Source organism: Candidatus Cryosericum septentrionale, assembly GCF_003570995.1.
GTDB classification, from domain to species: Bacteria; Caldisericota; Caldisericia; order Cryosericales; family Cryosericaceae; genus Cryosericum; species Cryosericum septentrionale.
In genome coordinates this window covers 1-20,403 of record NZ_QXIY01000033.1, presented here as the reverse complement: position 1 = coordinate 20,403, position 20,403 = coordinate 1, and the positions used below count along the sequence as shown (strand labels likewise).

Here is a 20,403-nt window from a genome sequence, read left to right as displayed (position 1 = left end):
AGGGATGACGGTCGGAGACACCGACTGGTTCAAGGAGATGAGATCATGAAGAAGAGAATACTGGCTGTCGTCGTGATTGTGGTGGCGGTTGCCGCCGTAATCGTCGCCCTTGTGCTGACCCGAGCTTCCGGAGGGGGCAAGATCACCGGGGATACGTTCGAAACGACTGTCGGGAAGACGTTCACCATCTCACTGGACGCCAACGCCACCACCGGGTACAATTGGAGCCAGACGACAAAGGACACGAACGTGGTTGCGTTCGTCGACAACGCATATGTGGCAGAAGCCCGCGATCCTCAGGTTGTTGGAGGGGGCGGCACGGACACCTTCACGTTCAAGGCTGTCGGGAAGGGAACGACAACAATTACCCTGGCCTACGCCCGCCCGTGGGAAAGTGTTCTTCCTGCCCAGACCAAAACCATCACAGTCACAGCCAAGTAGCACAACGATGAGACCCGAAGTGCCCTGCAGCCACAAGTTGCGGGGCACGGCAGCTTGCCATGAACGTCCTAATACACTCGTAGCCGAAGGTCGGTAGGCGGAGAAGCCAGCCAGCGTGTTACAGTGTTTGGCCCTCGCCTTGTTCGAGCAGGGCCAGCTCTGTTAGCTTCGCATGCAAAACTGCGACATGTTCATAGCTTTCAAACAGAACTCGATTGTGCACGTCACCGAATGCTGTCAAAGCTACCTTGTCCGTGAATTCGCGCTTCCGCAAGGCGTCAGCCACAATGAAAAAGCCAGCTGCGAAGTCCTGCAACTGCACGAACTTTGACAGTGCATTCAGCATATCTGTCGAGTTCTCGACCTCAAAGAAGGTCTCAGGCATCTTCCTTTCGTTGAACCACACGACGTCCACAGTCTGAGCCTTTCTCAGCGTCTCGTCATACGTGAACTTGTACATCGTCGGAACAGTTGTGACCGAGGCCAAGGTTTGTTGCATGAACGGCTTATTCTTGTCCTGCAACGGCACAAAAGTCTCCATGTGGCGCATAGCACCGACTTGGGCAATTAGCCCCTGGTAGTATGCATGAGTGTTCTCGCTCACTTTGGCAACAGGGGTCTTCCCGGATGGCAAGACGCTTTCGGGCAAACGGTCTCGACAGTCGTTCAGCGCCCAAAGGCCCGGACGAATTCTGAAGAAGAAACGCGGGTCCTGCACGATTCTGCGAATCGATGCGAAGGGCGTCTTTGTCCCCCATGCGCACTCTGTGATGGTTGGTACAACCTGATAGAGTCGCCCAAGTGTCGCATATCCACCCTCGCGCTCCATCGCCTCGATAACGGCTTCGTGCTGCTTCATGTTGGTCCTCTCCTATCTTCTTCGAGCAGGTCTCTCGGACGACTCCGACGCGTCAAACAGGCTTTCTGTCTCCACTTCCCTTGACGCAGTCGGACCTTCCTCGCCGAGGAGCCAGTTGTGGTCGGACAGGAAGGTCATGAGGTCGCACTTGCGGCGCTCATACACATCGGGGTGGAGGATGGGGTGCATCTTCTGCACAGTGACGGGTGGGTCGAGGTAGTAGATAAAGTTGGCACCGGACCTGCCATGCTCGAGCAGTTGCTCCGGGACCTCGGCATCAAGTCGTGAGACCCGCATCAGCGCGAGGTAACCGTCATGCAGATCTTCAAAGTAGGCTAGCGGCGCCGAGGGGTTCCACAGCGAGAACCAGCCCTCAGCGCACAGTCCCGCAAATACGTCGTAGTTGACAGGGATATGCAGGTAGCTGTTCACTTCGGCCACGTAGGACAGGACATACTCAGTCCGATTGGCTGTCTCCTGAGCTGTGGCGCCGAGCTGCGACAACTGAAACCGAGGGCGACCCTTGCGCGGGTCGAGGACGAACGGCCCACGGTGCCCGATGGGACGCTTCTTGCAGACGAACAACTGTGGCTCCAGTCGTATGCCCATGCTCACGCCGCTCAGAGCAAACACGTTGACCCGTTCGTCACGCCACGCTATTTCGATCTGCATGCGATATACCTCCGCCTTCGACACACCTGTACTAATCATGCTAGGCTGGCTGGACAAAACGTCAACATGTCCCTGCGGAACCTTCGCGTCCTGGGCAACGTCAATGTCATTGGACCATCATCGCTTTTTCAAGGTTGAAGCAACGGCGAATGTGGTATAATAAACTATCTATTTGACAACAGTCTGGGGGTTTTGCTGAATGAAAATCGCAATCAAGGTGCTGGTCATTCTCCTGGCTGTGCTGATCGTGGCCGCCGGGGTCGCATGGTATATGCTCGGGCATGGGAGTCAGCAGCAGGGAACGCCGGTTCCGACAACCGACATTGCCCCCGCCCGGCAACTCCTGAGCAACCTGAAGACAAACAGCAGCCTCAAGTTCTCCATGGCTGTACCGCACAGCTTTGACTGGTACGTCGCCACCGGCCAGGGCAACCCGACGCAGCTGAACCTCTCGGGCGTCGTCATAATGGCCAAGTCGGCGACCTCGGACGAAGCTGTGAACATCGACGCGTGGCTGCGCCAGCAAGGTTTCGCAGGTGATGTCGAGAACAACAGTTTCGGTGACACGACGGTCAGTGAGGGGTATGCCAAAGACTCGGTCGTGGTCCTGGTTGTGACGCCGGTCTCATCCAACGGTACGACGACACAGGCGACGCAGCTCATCGTCTATGCCGGCGTGTTGCCGAAGACCTCAGCCACCAACTGACCTCAGGACACAGGAAATGTACAAGGCGGGGGCATCACTGCTCCCGCCTTTTTCATTGCATACGTTCCCTTCTGGCTACTCCGGCATCACCACGACGATGGGCGTCATGGAGTCGTCGTTGCCCGCCGGGTTGTCCTCCAGCGACCGCCTGAGCCAGTCCTCGTCGACGCCTTCGGTCGACGCAACGATCTCAGCGCCAAAGACATCATTGACGTCAACGACGCTCACGTGAGCCCCCTTGCGTGCCAGGGTGGCGATGCTCGTCTCTACGTCGAGTGGGCCGGGGACGAGGCACACATCATAGGGCATCACCTTGTCGCTATCGACCGCCTTGGCCACGGGACCAACCACCGCATAGAACCAGCCCTTGCGATGGAGCAGCTTTCCCAGTACCGTGGCGCCCGCCCCAAGAAGGACGCGGAAAGTTCCTGCCAGCTCGATGTATGCCTGAACCTTCCACGCTGCTTCCATCGGATAGCTGTACCAGTGAATGAACTTTCCACCGCCGTGCCCTGTGTAGGGACCGAGGAACCGCGCCAGGCGTGACGGCTTGAACGTGCCAACCCACATCAGCGTCCCCTCGCACATGGTCATCACACTGCTGGCAATCGTAACGACGCCCGTCGGGTACTCCCGGTGGACCCTGTCCACGATCGACGAGAGGTCGCTCGCCTCGGTGAGCAGCCCGGTGTACACGTTGTGTCGGACGGACGCCGTCCCCGAGGTCTTCACCTTGTACGGAGGCAGCTGGCCAAATCCGAGCCTCTCCCAGCACGCTGTCAGTATCGGGTCCCCGCGATAGATGTAGAAACCACGGTCGAGCATCTCCCTCGCCTTGTCCATCTCGCCGCGCGATGCCAAGATGCCGACATAGTTGACGATGTCCTGTTGGCGGAAGTTGTCGGTGTCCAGCTCCGCAAACCGCTCGAGCAACACGGGGTCGCTGGTGATGCGACACAGCCTTTTGAGCAGGAGACGCGCGGGATTGTCCAGTTCGCGGGCAGTATTCCAGTCCACCCTCTCATATGCCTGACGCCACCATTGTATCCCCTCGTCCTCGCGGTGAAGAAAGAAGTACAGCAGGTCCCCCAGGAAGACCTCTTCCCAGATGCCCATTGGAGGACTATAGAGCTGAACGGCTTTCTCGGGGTCGCGACGAAGGTACAGTGTTGCCAGAAGCCGCTTGGTGCGCTTCCATCCGGGATGAATGGCGCGTATACGTGTCAGGAGGCCCAGTGCCTCCTCGTCCCTGCCGGTCTGCATGAGACCGACCGCCCCCCACCATGCGCCATAGTCTGAACGTGGAGCCGAAGCAAATAACCGCATGGCGACGCGCTTGGCGCCAAACCAGTCGCACAGCGAGGCAATGGCGTAGATCATGGTTTCTCCCGTCCGTTGTCGGCTATGGTGACTTCTTCTCCGTAATGACGACTCCGATCAAGTCGGGCCCCGAATATGTCCCGACGACAGGCCCAAGCTGGGTCAGAATGCTCGGCAGGTTGTACCTGGACGTGAACTCACGCTGGAAGTCCTCCAGCTCGACCCGGTTGGCGCCGTAGTGGAACCCGAGGTATTCGATCCCCTTCTGCACATGCTTGTCGATGATTGCCCACAGATGCTCCAGCGCAACTTTCTTGGTGCGGGGACGGTCCACGACATCCACGACCCCCTCGATGTAAGTGAGGATGGGCTTGATCTTCAGGATGCTGGCGGCGATGGCAGCAGCCTTTGCGATGCGCCCGCCTCTCTCGAGGTATTTGAGGGAGTCGAGCACGAAGTAGGTATGGGTCCGCAGACACAGCGCCTCCACCTCGGCGACGACCTGCCACAGCAGCGCCCCTGCCGCGGCGAGCTCCACTGCTCGCATCGTCGGAAATCCGACACCCAGAGCAGCATTCCAGGTATCCACCAGCCGGACGTGAACCGTGTCCAGCTGGTTGCGCCCAGTGAGAGCCGCATTGAGCGTGCCCGACATGCGTGAACTGATGTGAATCGAGACGATGTCTCCTTCGGGATCCTTGTCCAGAATGGCGCGATATGCGGACGCGAACTCGTCGGGTGACGGCTGCGTGCTGGCCGCTGTTGCGCCTGCCACGAGGCGGCGGTAGAACTCGTCGTTCGCAATGTCGATGCCATCCCGGAAGTACTCGCCGTCGAGTGAGACTTTGAGTGGAACGACCGTGACGCCATGCTCTTCGGCATACCCTTGCGGCAGGCACGCCGTGCTGTCTGTTACGATGTGGATGGCCATTGTCGACTCCTTCTCCGCTTGCGCATTCGTCCCGCCGGCGGAGACAGCGGGACTGCTCACATGGCCGTGAAAGGGGGAGGTTTCTCTCCCCCGTTTCACATTACACTGCTTTGTCGACGATGACAACGCCCAGCGTCTCGGGCCCCGTATTGCCGCCGACGACAGGGCCCAGCTGGCTGAGGACAGACGGAATACCTGTCCGGCGTTCAAACTCCTGTTGAAGAGCTTCGACTTCGGCACGGTTGCCCGCATAGTGAAATCCCACATGGTCGACTCCGTGCCCAACTGCGCCGTCGATAAGTGCCCAGATGCGCTCCCTCGCGACACGCATGGTGCGCGGCCTGTCGTACACATCGATCATGCCGTCCTTGATCGTCAGGATTGGCTTGATCTGCAGGATGCTGCCCGCAACACCGGCCGCTTTGCCGATACGAGCCCCCGCCACCAGGTATTCCAGCGTGCCCACCAGGAAGTAGATATGTATGCGAGCCTGCATCGCATCCAACGCCGCCACAATGTCAGGCACGGTTGCTTCTGTCTCAGCCAGATGAACGGCTTCCATGACCATGAATCCAAGGCCCAGACCACTGCTTCTGCTGTCATACAGGACCACCCGCTGCGACTCTATCATCGCGGCTGCCGCATGCGCACTATTCAGCGTTCCACTCATGAGGCTGGAGATATGAATACTGAGAACCTCATCCTCCGGGTTCTGCAACAACCTCTTGTAGAGCCCGACAAACTCCTCCGGTCCCGGCTGCGATGTTACAGCCTTCGCGCCGGACTCCTGTCTCATATAGAATTCATCTGAAGCAATGTCCACGAATTCCCGGTAAAGCACTCCATCGATCGTGATCCGGAGGGGAACAACGTCGACCCCGTGCTGTTGTGCGTAACCCGCCGGCAAATAGCTGGTTGAATCCGTTACAATATGGATGCTCACGCTTGGCCCCTTTCCGACTCATTCTTGTCCGAATTCGCCGCTACGCCCAGGTTGGCCATCTTGTTCAGACTGCTTTGTCGACGATGACAACTGCCACGGTCTCGGGTCCCATATGACACCCGACGCCCGGCCCCAGCTGGCTAAGGACGGACGGAATACCTGTGCGCCTCGTGAACTCAGTCTGCATTGCCTCGACCTCGGCTCTATTGCTCACATAGTGGAACCCAATATGCTCGATGCCCCGTACGACCGCTTGGTCGATGAGCCCCCACATGCGGTCTAGGGCGGCCCGCATGGTGCGCGGCCTGTCATACACATCGATTATACCGTCCTTGACCGTGAGGATGGGCTTGATCTGCAGGATGCTGGCTGCGACGCCCGCCGCCTTGCCGATGCGCCCGCTCTTGATGAGATACTTCATTGTACCGACAAGGAAGTAGATATGCGTGCGTAGCTGCATCCCGTCCAGCGCCTTGATAATGCCGTCGATGCCGGCTCCACCCGAAACCAGCTTGACGGCCTGCATGACCATAAACCCGAGCCCGAGACCGGACGTCCGCGAATCATAGAGATGGACACGCCTGGGATCGGTCTGCTCGGCTGCAATGTACGCGCTATTGAGCGTCCCACTCACGCGGGATGATAGGTGAATGCTCAGCACTTCATCGTCCAGGTTTGCCAGCAACTTGGTGTAGACCGTGATGAAATCCTCAGGGCCGGGCTGCGTGGTGCCATACTTGGCTCCAGCTTTCTGTTTCGCGTAGAAGACATCAGGAGATATCTCCACAAACTCGCGGAAGAATACTCCGTCGACCGAGACCTTGACCGGCACGACGGGAAGGTCGTGCTGTTCGGCAAAACCAATGGGAAGATAGCTTGTGGAGTCCGTTACAATATGGATGCTCACGCTTGGCCCCTTTCCGACTCATTCTTGTCCGAATTCGCCGCTGCGCCCAAGTTGGCCATCTTGTTCAGACTGCTTTGTCGACGATGACGACTGCCACGGTCTCGGGTCCCGTAAGGCACCCGAGGACAGGGCCCAACTGGCTAAGGACGGACGGAATACCTGTGCGCCTCGTGAACTCAGTCTGCATGGCCTCGACCTCGGCTCTGTTGCCCGCATAGTGGAACCCAATGTACTCGATGCCCCGTACGACCGCCTGGTCGATAAGTACCCTGATGCGCTCCTTCGCGACACGCATGGTTCGCGGCCGTTCGAACACGTCGACGATCCCGTCCTTGAACGTGAGGATGGGCTTGATCTGCAGGATGCCGGCTGCGACGCCCGCCGCCTTCCCGACACGTCCGCCTTCGACGAGATACTTCATTGTGCCAACGAGGAAGTAGATATGGGTGCGAGGCTGCATCCCGTCCAGCATCGTGATAATGCCGTCGATGCCGGCTCCGCCCGCAACCAGCTTGACGGCCTGCATGACCATGAACCCGAGCCCGAGACCTGTCGTCCGCACATCGTAGAGATGGATGCGCCTGGAATCGGTCTGCTCGGCTGCAATGTGGGCGCTGTTGAGTGTCCCACTCGTGGCAGCTGACAGGTGAATGCTCAGCACTTCGTCGTCCGGGTTTGCGAGCAACCTGGTGTAGACCGCGATGAAATCCTCGGGGCCGGGCTGCGTGGTGCCAGACTTGGCTCCAGCTTTCTGCTTCGCGTAGAAGGCATCAGGAGATATCTCCGCGAACTCGCGGAAGAATACTCCGTCGACCGAAACCTTGAGCGGCACGACGGGAAGGTCGTGCTGTTCGGCAAAACCAATGGGAAGGCAGCTTGTGGAGTCCGTTACAATGTGAATAGCCATAAATTCCTCCTAGTCGAGAATCTCGGACGCCTTAACGATGCGCACGTCCTCGACAGGATGTGAACGTTCGCCCCACGGTGCCTGGGCGACAGGTTTTGTCCGAGTTCGCCGCTGCGCCCAGGTTAGCCATCTTGTTCAGACTGCTTTGTCGACGATGACGACTGCCATGGCCTCGGGTCCCGTATGACACCCGATACAAGGGCCCAGCTGGCTGAGGACGGAGGGAATACCTGTGCGCCTCGTGAACTCAGTCCGCATGGCCTCGACCTCGGCTCTGTTACCCGCATAGTGGAACCCAATGTGCTCGATACCCCGTACGACCGCCTGGTCGATGATTGCCCACATATGGTCTCGGGCTGTCCGCATGGTTCGCGGCCGTTCGAACACGTCGACGATACCGTCCTTGACCGTGAGGATGGGCTTGATCTGCAGGATGCCGGCTGCGACGCCGGCCGCCTTCCCGACACGTCCGCCTTCGACGAGATACTTCATTGTGCCAACGAGAAAGTAGATATGCGTGCGTGGCTGCATCCCGTCCAGCATCGTGATAATGCCGTCGATGCCGGCTCCGCCCGCAACCAGCTTGACGGCCTGCATGACCATGAACCCGAGCCCGAGACCTGACGTCCGCACATCATAGAGATGGATGCGCCTGGGATCGGTCTGCTCCGCTGCAATGTACGCGCTGTTGAGTGTTCCACTCATGGCAGCTGACAGGTGAATGCTCAACACTTCGTCGTCCGGTTTTGCGAGCAACTTGGTGTAGACCGTGATGAAATCCTCGGGGCCGGGCTGCGTGGTGCCAGACTTGGCTCCAGCTTTCTGCTTCGCGTAGAAGACATCAGCAGATATCTCCACAAACTCGCGGAAGAATATTCCGTCGACCGAAACCTTGAGCGGCACGACGGGAAGGTCGTGCTGTTCGGCAAAACCAGTGGGAAGGTAACTTGTGGAGTCCGTTACAATGTGAATAGCCATGAGGGCCTTCCAATTCCTCCTAGTCGAGAATCTCGGACGCCTTGACGATGCACACGTCCTCGACAGGACGTGAACATTCGCCCCACGGTGCCTGGGCAACGGGTGTCGCCGCGATGGCCCCCAGAACCTCCATGCCTTTTGTGACATGTCCGAACGCGGTGTAGTTGCCATCCAGCTGGTCAGACGTGCTGGTCATGATGAAGAACTGCATGTCGGACTGGTCGACGTGTGCCTGCTGAGCCGCCATGCTGATGACGCCGGGAATGTGCTTGACGTCCGAGCCCTCGAACTTGACGCTGCCTCCGCCCATGCCGTTGCTCTGTGGGTCGCCGCCTTGAACCATGAAGTCCTTGATGATGCGATGGAACTTGAGGCCGTCATACTTGCCGGCGTTTACGGCCGTCATGAACCGCTCGACAGTCTTGGGCGCCCGAGTGGCGTACAGCTCGAGTTTCATCGTACCCTTGGATGTTTCCATACGGACAACCCTGTTCTTTTCTTCCATGTGACACTCCTAGTTGGCGACTTCGGTCGCCCGAATGATAGTGATCTTGGTGAGAGGGACCGACATCTCATCAGGCATGCTGGAATTCTCTCCGACCGGCACGTTCGCAATCTTGTCCACGACGTCCATACCTTCGACAACATGGCCAAACGCTGCGAACTTGCCATCCAGGTTGGTGTAGTCGCCATCCATGATGAAGAACTGCATGTCCGACTGCGTGACTCCCGCCTCTGACGATGCCGCCATGGAGATGACACCCCGGACGTGGCCGATGTCGGTCTTCTCGAAGCGGATCGCTCCGCCTCCCGTACCATTGCCATTGAGGTCGCCCCCCTGGATCATGAATCCCTTCACGACCCGATGGAAGGTAAGTCCATCGTACTTGCCACCCACGACGTTCTCAAGGAACTGGGTGACGGTCCTGGGAGCCTTGTCTCCGTCGAGTAAAAGCTTGATCGTGCCCATGCTCGTCTCCAGCACAACGTACTTGTTGCCTACCGCCTGTGGGGTCTGAGCCTTCTTGAGGAAGGCGAACACCAGCAACAGCGACAGGATGACTGTCGCTGCCAGCGTGATGACCACTGTCCGCGTACTCGGCGGAATGGGCTTGTGGCCCGGATACTTCTTCTGCAGCTCCTGCGTCCGACTCAATTTCGATGTGGCTTTCCTGTTGTTGGTGCTCATCTTCGGTTTTACTCCTGACACTCTCCAAGAGACTTCGGCCGATAAGAAACGTCGCCATCGCCTCGGTCACGACCTCACCGCTTGCGAGGTCTTTGATGCATGCTTCTGTCGCCTTGATACGGCTGCCACGGTCTTCGGCCAGCCTGGCCTCGACCCGGTACTTCCGGTCGGAATACATCGGCCGGTGGTAGCGCACATGGATGTCCACGGTGAACGCCGGAAGCCCCATGCTGAAAAAGATGTTGGCCATTGCGTCATCCAGGATTGCCGCCTGGATGCCTCCATGCGTCACGCCGTGATACCCATCGAACGCCGAATCCAGCAAGAACTCAGCCGTGCTGGTTCCGTCCCTCATGTCAAAACGGAGATGGAGACCGGCCGGGTTATCCGGTGAACAGACGAAACAGTTGTCGATGCGCGTGCTCATGCGCCGTCAGACACAATGGGGCCTGCCGGAGCAGGCCCCATGACTGTCTCTCTGACTCTAGTAGTTCTCCGACTTGACCTGATAGAAGCTCTGCGCATGCTGACAGGCGGGGCACTTGGTCGGCGCCTCGGTCCCCTCATAGACATACCCACATTCGCGGCAGACCCAGACCACCTTGTGCCCCTTCTTGAAGACGGAGTGGCCCTTGACTTCCTTGAGGAGCTTGCTGTACCGTTCCTCATGGTGGGCCTCAGCTAGCGCAATGGCACGCAGGCGCTCCGCGATTGCCTTGTAGCCTTCCTGATCGGCGATGTCGGCAAAGACCGGGTACATCGTGGTCGTCTCATAGTGTTCACCGTCGATGGCCGCCTGCAGGTTCTCGGCCGTTGTCCCCAGCACCAGCGGGACTTCCGCGTTTGCGAGCTTCAGTTCGCCACCGTTCTTTTTCTTGATGTCCTGGAGAAAATGAAACAGGATGCTCGCATGCTCCCGTTCCTGATCAGCGGTCTCCGCGAAGATCCCTGCTATCTGCTCAAACCCTTCGGTCCGGGCCACCTTGTTGTACATGGTGTACCGGTTGCGGGCCATGGATTCACCTACAAAAGCTGCACCAAGATTGAGAAATGTTTGTTTCAACGCTCACCTCCATGCGCAAGTTATGTTGCTGCACTCCATTGTATCCAATCAGCACGGACGCCACAGAGCGGAATATTCACAGTGCCGGTCGGGTTCGGCAGATTAGCGAAGGCCAGTGATGACACCGTCTCCGGTCACGTCAATATTCACCAGGGCAGGGACCTTGGAGAGTGCCGGCATGGTCTGCATCGTTCCGCCCAATGGATACAGGAAACGCGCACCGGTCGCAGCACGAATGTCGCGAATTGGGAACAGGTACCCGGAGGGTGCGCCCTTGACATCGGGATCATGACTGATGGACAGATGCGTCTTTGCCATGCAGATGGGCCACTTGTCATACCCGGCCGCGGTGAACTCCTTGATGCGCTCGGCCGCCACAGGCGTCAGATCGATGTCACTGGCACGATAGATCGCGCGGACCAGTTTGCGCATCTTGTCCTCGATGGTATCGGTCAATTCATATGGATAGTGGACAACGCCCACGTTGGAGGTCGATGCCACTTCCTGGACAGCGCGTGCCAGCTCCAGACCACCCTCGCTGCCATCCAAAAAGAACGTGTGCGGAACGGCGGCCAGCGCACCAAACTGCAGGGCTTTGGCCTGAACCATCGCTACCTCTTCGGCAGTGTCGTCCGGGAATCTGTTGACAGCGATAACAACTGGCAGGCCATAGGAACGAACATTCTCGATATGCACCCGGAGGTTCTCGCAGCCCAGCTCGAGTGCCGGCATGTTGACAGCTGAAACAAGAGCGGGATCAAGCTTCTTGCCTGGCCTGATACTAAACGCACCGCCGTGCATCTTGAGCGCGCGGATCGTAGCAACGATGACCACACAGTCAGGCGCCTTCATACCGGCCTGCCGGATTTTGATGTCCATGAGTTTCTCGAAACCCATGTCGGCACCAAACCCACTCTCTGTCACGACATAGTCACCAAGTTTCAGTGCAGTACGGTCGGACAGCACCGAGTTGTTGCCAAAGGCGATGTTGGCGAATGGTCCGATGTGAACAAAGGCCGGCGTGCCTTCTTCGGTCTGAACCAGATTGGGATAGATGGCATCCTTGAGGACAGCAGCTAGGCCCCCGGTTGCACGCAGATCCGCGACCGTCACAGCCGCTCCACTGCGGCTACGCGCAACAACAATCTCCGACAGACGCTCGTGCAGATCTTCGAATCCCGTCGTCAGGCCCATGATGGCCATGATGGGTGAAGCAGCGGCAATATCGAAGCCAGTCTCGTACGACGTCTCCGTCTTGACGCCATTTTGCTTCTCTGTCAACTGAATTGTGAGCTTGCGCATTGACCGGTCCTCTACGTCCATGGTCCGGCGCCAGCTGATGCTCTGAGGATCGATGTCCAGTTCGTTTCCCTGAGAGATATGGTTGTCCACCACGGCGGCCAGCAGGTTGGTTGCTGTCTCCACTGCATGAATGTCACCCGTGAAGTGCAGGTTGATCTGCTCCATCGGGAAGAGAGAAGACTTGCCACCACCCGTTCCACCGCCCTTGATACCAAAGACTGGACCCATGGACGGTTCGCGCAGTGTGTTGACCGTCTTGAATCCCAGTTTGTTCAGCGCCATACCCAGCCCAATGGTCGTGACAGTCTTGCCTTCGCCAAACGGTGTCGGCGTGATAGCTGTCACATCGATGTACTTGCCATCCGGTTTATCCTGCAAGCGATTGAGAATATGGTAATCGATCTTGGCCATGTATCTGCCAAAGAAATCGACTTCCTCGTCACGGATACCCAGCGACAGTGCAAGGCCGCCAATGTCTTTCTTGTCATTTCCTTTTTCGAACATAGGTCACACTCCCCTTTCACGTGATACGTTTTATTATTGTACCCTCAATCCGATTGCTGTGCACCGGGCAAAGCTCAGATAAGTCCAAAATAGTGGGCTGCAAACGTGAAAACTGCCGCGGTAACACAATAGAGCGCAAACCATTGCATCTTGCCTTTCCGCGCAACCTTGAGCAGCAACCCGATCGCGACGAGGCTGGTCAGCACGCTGACGACGACACCGATGCCGATTTCGGTGAGGGCACTTGAGGACATCCCCGCTTGCAGAAAATCCTTGAGCTTGAAGATCGCGGCGCCCGCGATGGTCGGGATTGCCATGAGGAAACTGAAATGGGCGGCATCCTCCTGCTTGAGACCCCTATAAACGCCGACGGACATCGTCGTTCCACTGCGGGAAAGACCCGGCAGAAGCGCAAACACCTGGCCGATGCCGATGGCAAGAGCGTCCTTCCAGCCAACCTCGCGGATAGTCCTGGCCGTCGACGAAAAACGCTGCAGAAACAGCAGGGCGGCTGTGACCAGGAACATGGCCGCTACAACGTACAGACTGGCAAAAGCCTTCTCTATGGTCGCACTGAACATGACACCGATGACTCCAGACGGAATAATGGCCGCGACAATGAGCCAGAACATGTTGCGCTTGCGCGCTTCCTCATGAGACCGACTGCGACGGAAGGTCGCAAGAAATCCCCGGAACAAGCCCACAATGTCACCCCAGAAGAAGATCACCAGCGCGATGAGGCTGCCGAAGTGCAAGGCCACGTCAAAGGCCAGCGTCGAATCGGCCTTGAGGAGTCCCGAGAACACGACCAGATGCCCCGAGCTGCTGACAGGCAGGAACTCGGTCAACCCCTGTACAATTCCGAGCACGATGCTTTTCCACAAGACCATCAGTGGTACCTCCAAGTGTGACCTCAATTACATGCCATATGGTAGACAAACGCCCCCAAAAAGCAAAGGCGTAGTTTCCAGGAAACCGCCGAATCCTTCTGCGAGCCAGTCCCTGTGGCCTGGTTTCAGATCAGAGAGGCGAGCGTGTGCCCTGCGGGCGTCAGGACGGCCAGCGAGCCATTGGGCAGCTCCTCCCAGGAACCGGCGCCCAGGGGTTCGCTGGCGACGAGTTCCCTGCCACTCTGGTGCTGCAGGTACATGCTGTGTCGCTCCGGATCAGTGCTGTAGTGGAACGCATACATGCGTCGTCCATCGCACAGGAGGAAGTTGAGGCCGGTGAAGTCTCCGACGGACGCTACCTCGTGGACAGCACCCCTCAGAGCATCGAGGGGGTCGGTCGCCGACTCGAGGTGCTGTAGCAGCAGCGCGAAGTAGACTTCACTGTCGTTTTCGCCCTCAAGGCCGTTCCTGAACTTGGGCAGGAGATGCTCCATCAGACGTTCGCGCGAGCAGTACCCGTTGTGGCAGAATGCCCAGCGTCCCGCGACGAACGGGTGTGTATTGGCCAGCCGGCGAGACGTGCGACTGCGGCGGCGGATGTGAGCAAGAGCAACGCAGGCGCTGACTTCGCGGGCAGTCTGCTCAAAGAGCGGCGATTCGTTTGCAGGTCCCGGCTCCTTGACAACATGGGGACAGTCCTGTTCGCCGTCATACCATGTGATACCCCAGCCGTCCGCGTTCGGTTGACCGGACTTGTCGGCAATTGCGAGTGAACGTAGTGAAGGTTCGATGTCGGTCATCCAAGGAGCTATGGATTGTGGCGTCGTGGCGACTATTCCAAACATCCTGCACATCAGCGTTCCTCCACTGGGAAGCCATCCACGGCCCCCTAGCTTTCAGGATACACCGCCAGCGTTACGGTGCAATTGTGAACGCCTTTGGTGTCAGGCACAATGGGTGTTCACAATTGGAGTCGGGACCGCAGATCGCCCACGAATTCGGCTTCATCTTCGGGTGAGATGCCGTACTTGTGGTGATCGGCGGTCTCTATGAGGACGACGTCCCTCAGGGCGTGCGTGGAGAACATGGTCACGATACCTTCGTCGCTGTATATGACGTCATACAGAGCAAGCCCCGGCAAACGGTAGCTGGACAGGGGGTTGAACGCGAGGTCGACCACCTCGACGCGGACAATATCCTTGAACGGTATGAGGCGCAGATTGCGACCCGCGCGTATCTCGACTGCATCTGCCGTCAGGATGTAGCGCATCGTGCGGACGACGCCGACGGTATACGCCGACACCACGATGCCAGCCGCCGCGAGGGCAGCCATCAGGAGGACCGTCCACCACAACTCGCCCCAGGCGTCATGCCCCACCATGATGAGGCTGAAAGACGGAATTGTCAGCACGACTGCAAGCAGCCAGGTGGAAGCACGGGTCCATCCACTCACACGTGGACGGAACACGCGGCCTTCTTCTGTCAGTTCGACCATGCTGTCTCCTCGCCGGTCACAGGACCGGGACACCCCACGCCAGCAACGCCCGGACAAATCCGTCAAGGTCGTCAGGAGCCAGCATCAGGACCCTGTCTTTGAGCTCGATCACGACGCATGCTGGTCCAGACAGCATCAGGACCGCAGAGCGCCCGTCCTCTAGTCTGAAGTTTCCCAGCAGATACGATCCGACGGCGGTACCGTTCGTTCTGACGGCGATAGCCAGGTCCGGTTCCTGTGCCCGGTCGGCCACACTATGGGCCCGACGGATGTCGGCGCGCTCGACACTGACCGAGGCAAACGGAGGGATCTCGACGACCATCTGATCACCAACCACGACACCCGCACGGAGTTCTGCGACCAGGAAGAACACACCGAGAGCACCGACGAACAGGGTGACGCAAGCGACAAACGCGGACACGGCAATGCGCTGGGACCGGGGGATGCTCCTCAGGCTAACTAGTGTCACCAGACAGATAAGGACCGGTACGCCTATAGACAATGCGGCCATAAACACGGCACCGTCAGTAAGTGATAGCCCGAAGCGCATGGCGACCTCCCCCTCAGTATGTGAGGCTGTATGCAAATAAGGTGCCGGCTACCGCCACGAGGATGATTGCGGCGAGCCAGCCGATGAATAGTCCCGAAAACAGCCGCTTTCGCTCCCCTTCAGTCATGTTGCGCAGGCCGAGGAACATGAACCCAAAGACGCCGGACAAGCCGGCAAGGGTCAGTCCCACCCTGAGGTTGACCTGATGCCAGACCGCCGGATCGGCAAGCGTCGCCGGCACGCGAAAACCAAGCCATGGATTGGGCGTGGAGAACGCCGACAGAACCCCTATGACGCTCACGGCGAAACAGCCGATGGCGACCAAGAGAGGTTCGGTCCTGCCGACGTCCATGTCACGGGCGGTGACGCCCCTTTCCCGCGCAACCCGTTCGGAGTAGCGCCACAGCCAGACACTCGTGATGAGGATGTAGACCATCAGGGCTCCCACAACGTACTGCCCCACATCCCGCGTGACGACCCCGGCGACGGCAAGCAGGTCGACAATCCCTGCCACCGCTCCCCCCGCGACAAACACGAATCCCGTCTTCCGATTCACGACATCCCAGACGCGGTCGTCTGCCATGGTGGCAGGGAACCGGGCGCCGTACAGGCTGTTGCGTTTCACCTTGCCTAGCATCAGGGGGATCCCGAGGAACAGGAACAGCAGCGCGAGCCCAAGGCTTGTCAGAACCGTCTCCATCAGCACTTATCCCTTCGCCGGAGCCGCACGCCCCGACATGGTGCTTGCTCATCACGTCCACTTGACACTATATATATTACTATACACATCCTTGGTGTGGAAGCCACGATGACTCCTGCAAACGAAGACCTCCAGAACTCTTCGCCAAGTCCCGAGGGAAGGAATTAGAGTCCCAATAAATGGATTGAAGTCGTTGCATATGTATCAGAGCTCTGGCATATGTATCCAGGTTGTTGGAGATGGTGTATCTAAGTCCTCCGTCTTTTACTTTATACTTGCTTTACTTGACTTAACACGCTCCCTGTAATATATAGAGGAGTCGAGATATACGAAGGAGGTGGAAGACATGCAACATCGAATTCTTTGGGTCTTGCAGGTTGTTTTGGTTTTCGTACTCGCTGGCGCTTTGCTGTTGCCGAACCCTGCTGTTCGGGCGGCACAGGACGCTCCTGCCGACCACTGGGAACAGGTTTCGACAGTCCCAGTGACGCCTTTGACAACACTGACAGTCGATCCGACGAACCCGGACAGGCTGTATGCCGGAGGTTCGAGCGGGACGAATGCTGCCGCCTTCCGTTCTGATGATGGCGGCCTCCACTGGACGAATGTCTCGGCTGGTCTTTCGGGAACGGTAGTCAGACACATTGCTGTCGCCCCGTCAGAAGCGTACATTGTGTGCGAAAAGGTGTCCGCGGCGCCGTCGAAAATGGACATCTTCCGCTCCACAGATCGCGGCGTACATTGGACGAATTGCTCGGGCAGCCTTCAGGGAAAAAATATCAATGACATTGTCGTTGACCCCTTGACGCCCGCTATTCTGTACGCTATCACGCTCGGCACACAGACAGGCTTCTGGCGATCCACCGACAGCGGTGCCCATTGGACAGACATATCGGCAGGCACGATGGCCATCGACCCTACAACTCCAACAACGATCTATGCTGGAGACCAAGGGGGCGTGCTCCGGTCTGTGGACCGGGGGGCTCATTGGAAACGGCTCAGCACATCCGGCCTTACCGACACGTATGTTGCGCAAATCATTGTCGACCCCGTGAAGCCCGCGACCATCTACGTAGCAACGTCGCATCCACCGGGAGACTATTCGGTCTTCCGCTCTGATGATCAGGGGTCTCACTGGACGGAGATCTCGAAAGGTAGTCTGTCAGGATCCCTGACCCGTCTCCATCTAGCCGTCGACGAGAAAGGAAATCGCACACTGTACGCAGCGACGGCGGTCGGCATTGTTCGCTCCGACGACAACGGCGACCACTGGGTCCCCGCCTTCACGGGCCTGGCGGCGCAGAACATATGGTCATGGTATATGACAGTCGGAACAGGATCCAACGCGACCGCCTATGCCTGGATGCGCGACGACAATAAGCTCTTCCGTCGTGCCGCCGCGATGACTCCCTCCATTGATGTTACCTTGACACTCACCCTGAACAAGACACAAATGACCGTGGCACCGCGGGACGGAAGTGCAACGACGGTAACACTGGATGCTGCTCCGTTCCTGGGTTCGGGCAACAGGACGCTGGTACCGCTGCGGGCCATCGCCGAAGCCTTTGGTGTCACTGTCACCTGGGATGCAACAGCGCATACCGCGACAATAACAGGAGGCATGAACAACATCACATTGACCCTTAGCAAAGCAACCGCGGTTGTCAACGGTCGGAACACTCCCATCGACACGAATGCAAAGGTCGTCCCGATCATTGTCGCCGGGCGCACGCTCCTTCCAGTCCGCTTTGTCGCAGAGTCGCTGGGCGCTACAGTAAACTACAACCAAGCGACCAAGACAATTACGATGACCTATCTAGCATACTAGATCGTTTATCTCAAACAGCGGCTACGCTTTGTCTCCGGATACCAGCATGTGTTGAGATCGCTATCATTCCGCTGAGTGATATTACAGCAAATAGGTGTGTCCCTATTTACTAAACTGTAATTTGTCTCTTACGCTGTTATGATTATTTCATAACTGAGGTCGAAAGAGAGGTGGTCATCATGAACGAACTTTCTTTATCTAAGGCATACCGCTTCCTTGAACCGGGTCCGGTCGTACTGATGACGACTGCGTATAAAGGGAGCACTAACATCATGACGATGAGTTATTACATGATCATACAGGACGGCAGCGAGGACGGCAGCGTGCCTTTGATCGGCTGCAGCATCGGGCCTTGGGATCACAGTTTCACGGCACTATGCGCGACCGGAGAATGCGTGATCGCCGTTCCCACGGTCGATCTCGCATCCAAAGTGGTCGAGATCGGCAACTGTTCGGGTGATGACGTCGACAAGTTCGATGCCTTTGGTCTGACGCCGGTGTCGGCCGAAAAGGTGAAGTCGCCACTCGTGGCCGAGTGTCTCGCCAATCTCGAATGCCGGGTGTCAGACAACAGCCTGGTCGACAAGTACAACCTCTTCATCCTGGAAGTAGTCAAGGCCTGGACTGATCCGGAGCGCAAGGAACGCCGGATGATCCATCACAACGGGGACGGCACCTTCGTGGTCGACGGCAGAACCATCAACCTCAAGAAAAAAATGGTGAAGTGGCCAACCTACCTGTGACCGCTCGCGCGGTCGGAAGCCACTATGTTGCGCCGATGGCACCAAATACTTAATGTCTGTCTCAGCATAAACCAAGCTTGCCTTGATGCCCGTGAATGAGGTCACCACATACAGGGGTACGTCATAGGTGGCAAGATAGTCCTTGTACCCGGGAGGTTCTTGCAGACCAATCGCCTTGAACTGTAAGGGCGTTCCAGTGCGACGATCGGCATAGGCTGGTGAAGCAAGCTCGGCAACGGCGTCGTGAACACGCTGTTCGTCCGCCGCAGACACCACCTTGTTCGCGCCCGGCCACGTGGTCCGGGGTCTGCAGCCCGCAACGGTGACGATGAGCAGGACCAGAATAACCCATCTACGATTCACGGCAACCTCCCCAGCCGACATGTGCGCTCCTTCGACCGGTGTTCGACCATGAGATTCGCACTCCACAACGTCACCTTGACTCATCTTGACGCAACCCTACAATGGAGGTGCGCTACATCTACTATTAGTATGTACGAATGGGGGTCGACTTACAGATGAAAATCGGAATTCTGACAGGCGGCGGGGATTGCTCCGGGCTCAACCCGGCGATACGCGGCGCGGTGTTCAGAGCGCTCGACTACGGAGACGAGTGCATTGGCCTTGTCGGAGGCTGGCAGGGACTTCTCTCATGTGAGACCGAACCGCTGGACCTCGCGCGCGTCGACGAGATCATCGACCGGGGTGGCACCATTCTGGGCACCTCGAGGACCAACCCGTTCAAGGACCCGGTGCTCGTCCAGCAGATCATTGCCAACATCGCGGCCCTGGGTCTGGATGCCGTCATCGCCATCGGCGGGGACGACACGCTGGGTGTAGCCACCAAGCTTGCAGCGCTGGGCGTCAAGGTCGTCGGCGTTCCAAAGACGATGGACAATGACCTGTCAGGAACGGACTTCACATTCGGATTCGACACGGCAGTGAGTGTTGCCCTCGACGCTTCGCGAAGGCTGAAGGACACTGCACTGTCCCATCGGCGCATCATCGTCCTGGAAGTCATGGGCAGGCACGCCGGATGGGTTGCACTCTACACCGGCATCGGCTCAGGAGCCGATTACACACTAATCCCCGAGGTTCCCGTCGACTGGGACGCCATGGTGCGCCAGGTCATGACCGCCTACAAGCGCAAGAAGTACGCCTTCATCGTCGTGAGCGAGGGCGTAGAAGTCACGCAGGTCACCAGCGAGAAACTAGACGACTTCGGCCACATGCTGCTGCAGGACAGGGGTGTGGGGCCGGAAGTGGCCAAGATCGTCGAGGAGAAGACGGGAATCTCGACTCGTTCGGCCACGATAGGGCACATCCAGCGGGGAGGCAGCCCCACTCTGTTCGACCGCATCCTGGGATCCCGCGTCGGCGTGAAAGCCGTCGAGATGATCCATGACGGCGAATTCGGCAAGATGGCTGCTCTCCGCGGCACCGAAGTAATCGCAATTCCGCTCACCGAAGCTGTT

General features: G+C 58.1%; 22 protein-coding genes and 1 pseudogene. 5 read left to right on the top strand and 18 right to left on the bottom strand.

The features are described from left to right. The first annotated feature begins 45 nt into the window (after positions 1 to 45). Positions 46 to 441 carry a protease inhibitor I42 family protein gene (locus SMC1_RS07550; protein WP_119086170.1) on the top strand — a complete coding sequence of 132 codons (396 nt, stop codon included), beginning with the start codon at positions 46 to 48 and terminating at the stop codon, positions 439 to 441. 118 nt (positions 442 to 559) lie between these two features. On the opposite strand, the gene SMC1_RS07545 is transcribed toward SMC1_RS07550, so the two are convergent. Further along, on the bottom strand, positions 560 to 1,300 hold the full coding sequence (locus SMC1_RS07545) for a hypothetical protein (protein WP_165849322.1): 741 nt from the start codon (positions 1,298 to 1,300) through the stop codon (positions 560 to 562). 12 nt (positions 1,301 to 1,312) lie between these two features. Beyond that, positions 1,313 to 1,972: a hypothetical protein gene (locus tag SMC1_RS07540; protein ID WP_119086169.1), complete on the bottom strand. Its 660-nt coding sequence runs from the start codon at positions 1,970 to 1,972 to the stop codon at positions 1,313 to 1,315. Between the two features lie 199 nt (positions 1,973 to 2,171). Here SMC1_RS07540 and SMC1_RS07535 point away from each other — a divergent pair, with 199 nt between their 5' ends. Then, positions 2,172 to 2,678 carry a hypothetical protein gene (locus SMC1_RS07535; protein WP_119086168.1) on the top strand — a complete coding sequence of 169 codons (507 nt, stop codon included), beginning with the start codon at positions 2,172 to 2,174 and terminating at the stop codon, positions 2,676 to 2,678. A gap of 75 nt (positions 2,679 to 2,753) precedes the next feature. Here the strand turns inward: SMC1_RS07535 and SMC1_RS07530 are convergent, their stop codons facing one another. From SMC1_RS07530 to SMC1_RS07455, 16 genes and pseudogenes are all read right to left on the bottom strand, one after another. Continuing rightward, positions 2,754 to 4,058 (bottom strand): tetratricopeptide repeat protein, encoded by a 1,305-nt coding sequence (locus SMC1_RS07530; protein WP_207799358.1) that lies wholly within the window; start codon positions 4,056 to 4,058, stop codon positions 2,754 to 2,756. Between the two features lie 22 nt (positions 4,059 to 4,080). Beyond that, entirely contained in the window at positions 4,081 to 4,929 is an 849-nt protein-coding gene (locus SMC1_RS07525) for a DegV family protein (protein WP_119086167.1), read from the bottom strand. Positions 4,930 to 5,029: 100 nt separating this feature from the next. Beyond that, entirely contained in the window at positions 5,030 to 5,872 is an 843-nt protein-coding gene (locus SMC1_RS07520; RefSeq protein ID WP_119086166.1) for a DegV family protein, read from the bottom strand. A 64-nt stretch (positions 5,873 to 5,936) separates the two neighbouring features. Beyond that, positions 5,937 to 6,779 carry a DegV family protein gene (locus SMC1_RS07515; RefSeq protein WP_119086165.1) on the bottom strand — a complete coding sequence of 281 codons (843 nt, stop codon included), beginning with the start codon at positions 6,777 to 6,779 and terminating at the stop codon, positions 5,937 to 5,939. A 64-nt stretch (positions 6,780 to 6,843) separates the two neighbouring features. After that, the gene (locus tag SMC1_RS07510; protein ID WP_119086164.1) at positions 6,844 to 7,686 is read right to left on the bottom strand and encodes a DegV family protein; all 843 of its coding nucleotides are present in this window, start codon (positions 7,684 to 7,686) and stop codon (positions 6,844 to 6,846) included. Positions 7,687 to 7,821: 135 nt separating this feature from the next. After that, positions 7,822 to 8,664, bottom strand: coding sequence for a DegV family protein (locus SMC1_RS07505; RefSeq protein ID WP_165849321.1), 843 nt, complete (start codon positions 8,662 to 8,664; stop codon positions 7,822 to 7,824). 19 nt (positions 8,665 to 8,683) lie between these two features. Continuing rightward, entirely contained in the window at positions 8,684 to 9,169 is a 486-nt protein-coding gene (locus SMC1_RS07500) for a peptidylprolyl isomerase (protein ID WP_119086162.1), read from the bottom strand. 9 nt (positions 9,170 to 9,178) lie between these two features. Next, a complete protein-coding gene (locus SMC1_RS07495) occupies positions 9,179 to 9,853 on the bottom strand; it encodes a peptidylprolyl isomerase (RefSeq protein ID WP_119086161.1) in 675 nt (224 codons plus the stop codon). A gap of 145 nt (positions 9,854 to 9,998) precedes the next feature. Beyond that, a pseudogene (locus tag SMC1_RS11290) lies at positions 9,999 to 10,208 on the bottom strand (PaaI family thioesterase); the annotation flags it as partial. Between the two features lie 129 nt (positions 10,209 to 10,337). Continuing rightward, a complete protein-coding gene (gene rbr, locus SMC1_RS07485) occupies positions 10,338 to 10,916 on the bottom strand; it encodes a rubrerythrin (protein ID WP_119086159.1) in 579 nt (192 codons plus the stop codon). Between the two features lie 102 nt (positions 10,917 to 11,018). Next, positions 11,019 to 12,722: a formate--tetrahydrofolate ligase gene (locus tag SMC1_RS07480; RefSeq protein ID WP_119086158.1), complete on the bottom strand. Its 1,704-nt coding sequence runs from the start codon at positions 12,720 to 12,722 to the stop codon at positions 11,019 to 11,021. 74 nt (positions 12,723 to 12,796) lie between these two features. Further along, a complete protein-coding gene (locus tag SMC1_RS07475) occupies positions 12,797 to 13,612 on the bottom strand; it encodes an undecaprenyl-diphosphate phosphatase (RefSeq protein WP_119086157.1) in 816 nt (271 codons plus the stop codon). 125 nt (positions 13,613 to 13,737) lie between these two features. Further along, entirely contained in the window at positions 13,738 to 14,466 is a 729-nt protein-coding gene (locus tag SMC1_RS07470; protein ID WP_119086156.1) for a class II glutamine amidotransferase, read from the bottom strand. Positions 14,467 to 14,573: 107 nt separating this feature from the next. Next, on the bottom strand, positions 14,574 to 15,107 hold the full coding sequence (locus tag SMC1_RS07465) for a PH domain-containing protein (protein WP_119086155.1): 534 nt from the start codon (positions 15,105 to 15,107) through the stop codon (positions 14,574 to 14,576). 16 nt (positions 15,108 to 15,123) lie between these two features. After that, entirely contained in the window at positions 15,124 to 15,657 is a 534-nt protein-coding gene (locus SMC1_RS07460) for a PH domain-containing protein (RefSeq protein WP_119086154.1), read from the bottom strand. A 13-nt stretch (positions 15,658 to 15,670) separates the two neighbouring features. Then, entirely contained in the window at positions 15,671 to 16,357 is a 687-nt protein-coding gene (locus SMC1_RS07455; protein ID WP_119086153.1) for an SdpI family protein, read from the bottom strand. Between the two features lie 346 nt (positions 16,358 to 16,703). Here SMC1_RS07455 and SMC1_RS07450 point away from each other — a divergent pair, with 346 nt between their 5' ends. From SMC1_RS07450 to SMC1_RS07440, 3 genes are all read left to right on the top strand, one after another. After that, positions 16,704 to 18,185: a stalk domain-containing protein gene (locus SMC1_RS07450; protein ID WP_119086152.1), complete on the top strand. Its 1,482-nt coding sequence runs from the start codon at positions 16,704 to 16,706 to the stop codon at positions 18,183 to 18,185. 179 nt (positions 18,186 to 18,364) lie between these two features. Next, positions 18,365 to 18,928, top strand: a complete 564-nt coding sequence (locus SMC1_RS07445; protein ID WP_119086151.1) for a flavin reductase family protein — start codon at positions 18,365 to 18,367, stop codon at positions 18,926 to 18,928. Positions 18,929 to 19,446: 518 nt separating this feature from the next. After that, a partial coding sequence (locus SMC1_RS07440) for a 6-phosphofructokinase (protein ID WP_133299411.1) occupies positions 19,447 to 20,403 on the top strand: 957 nt, incomplete at its 3' end.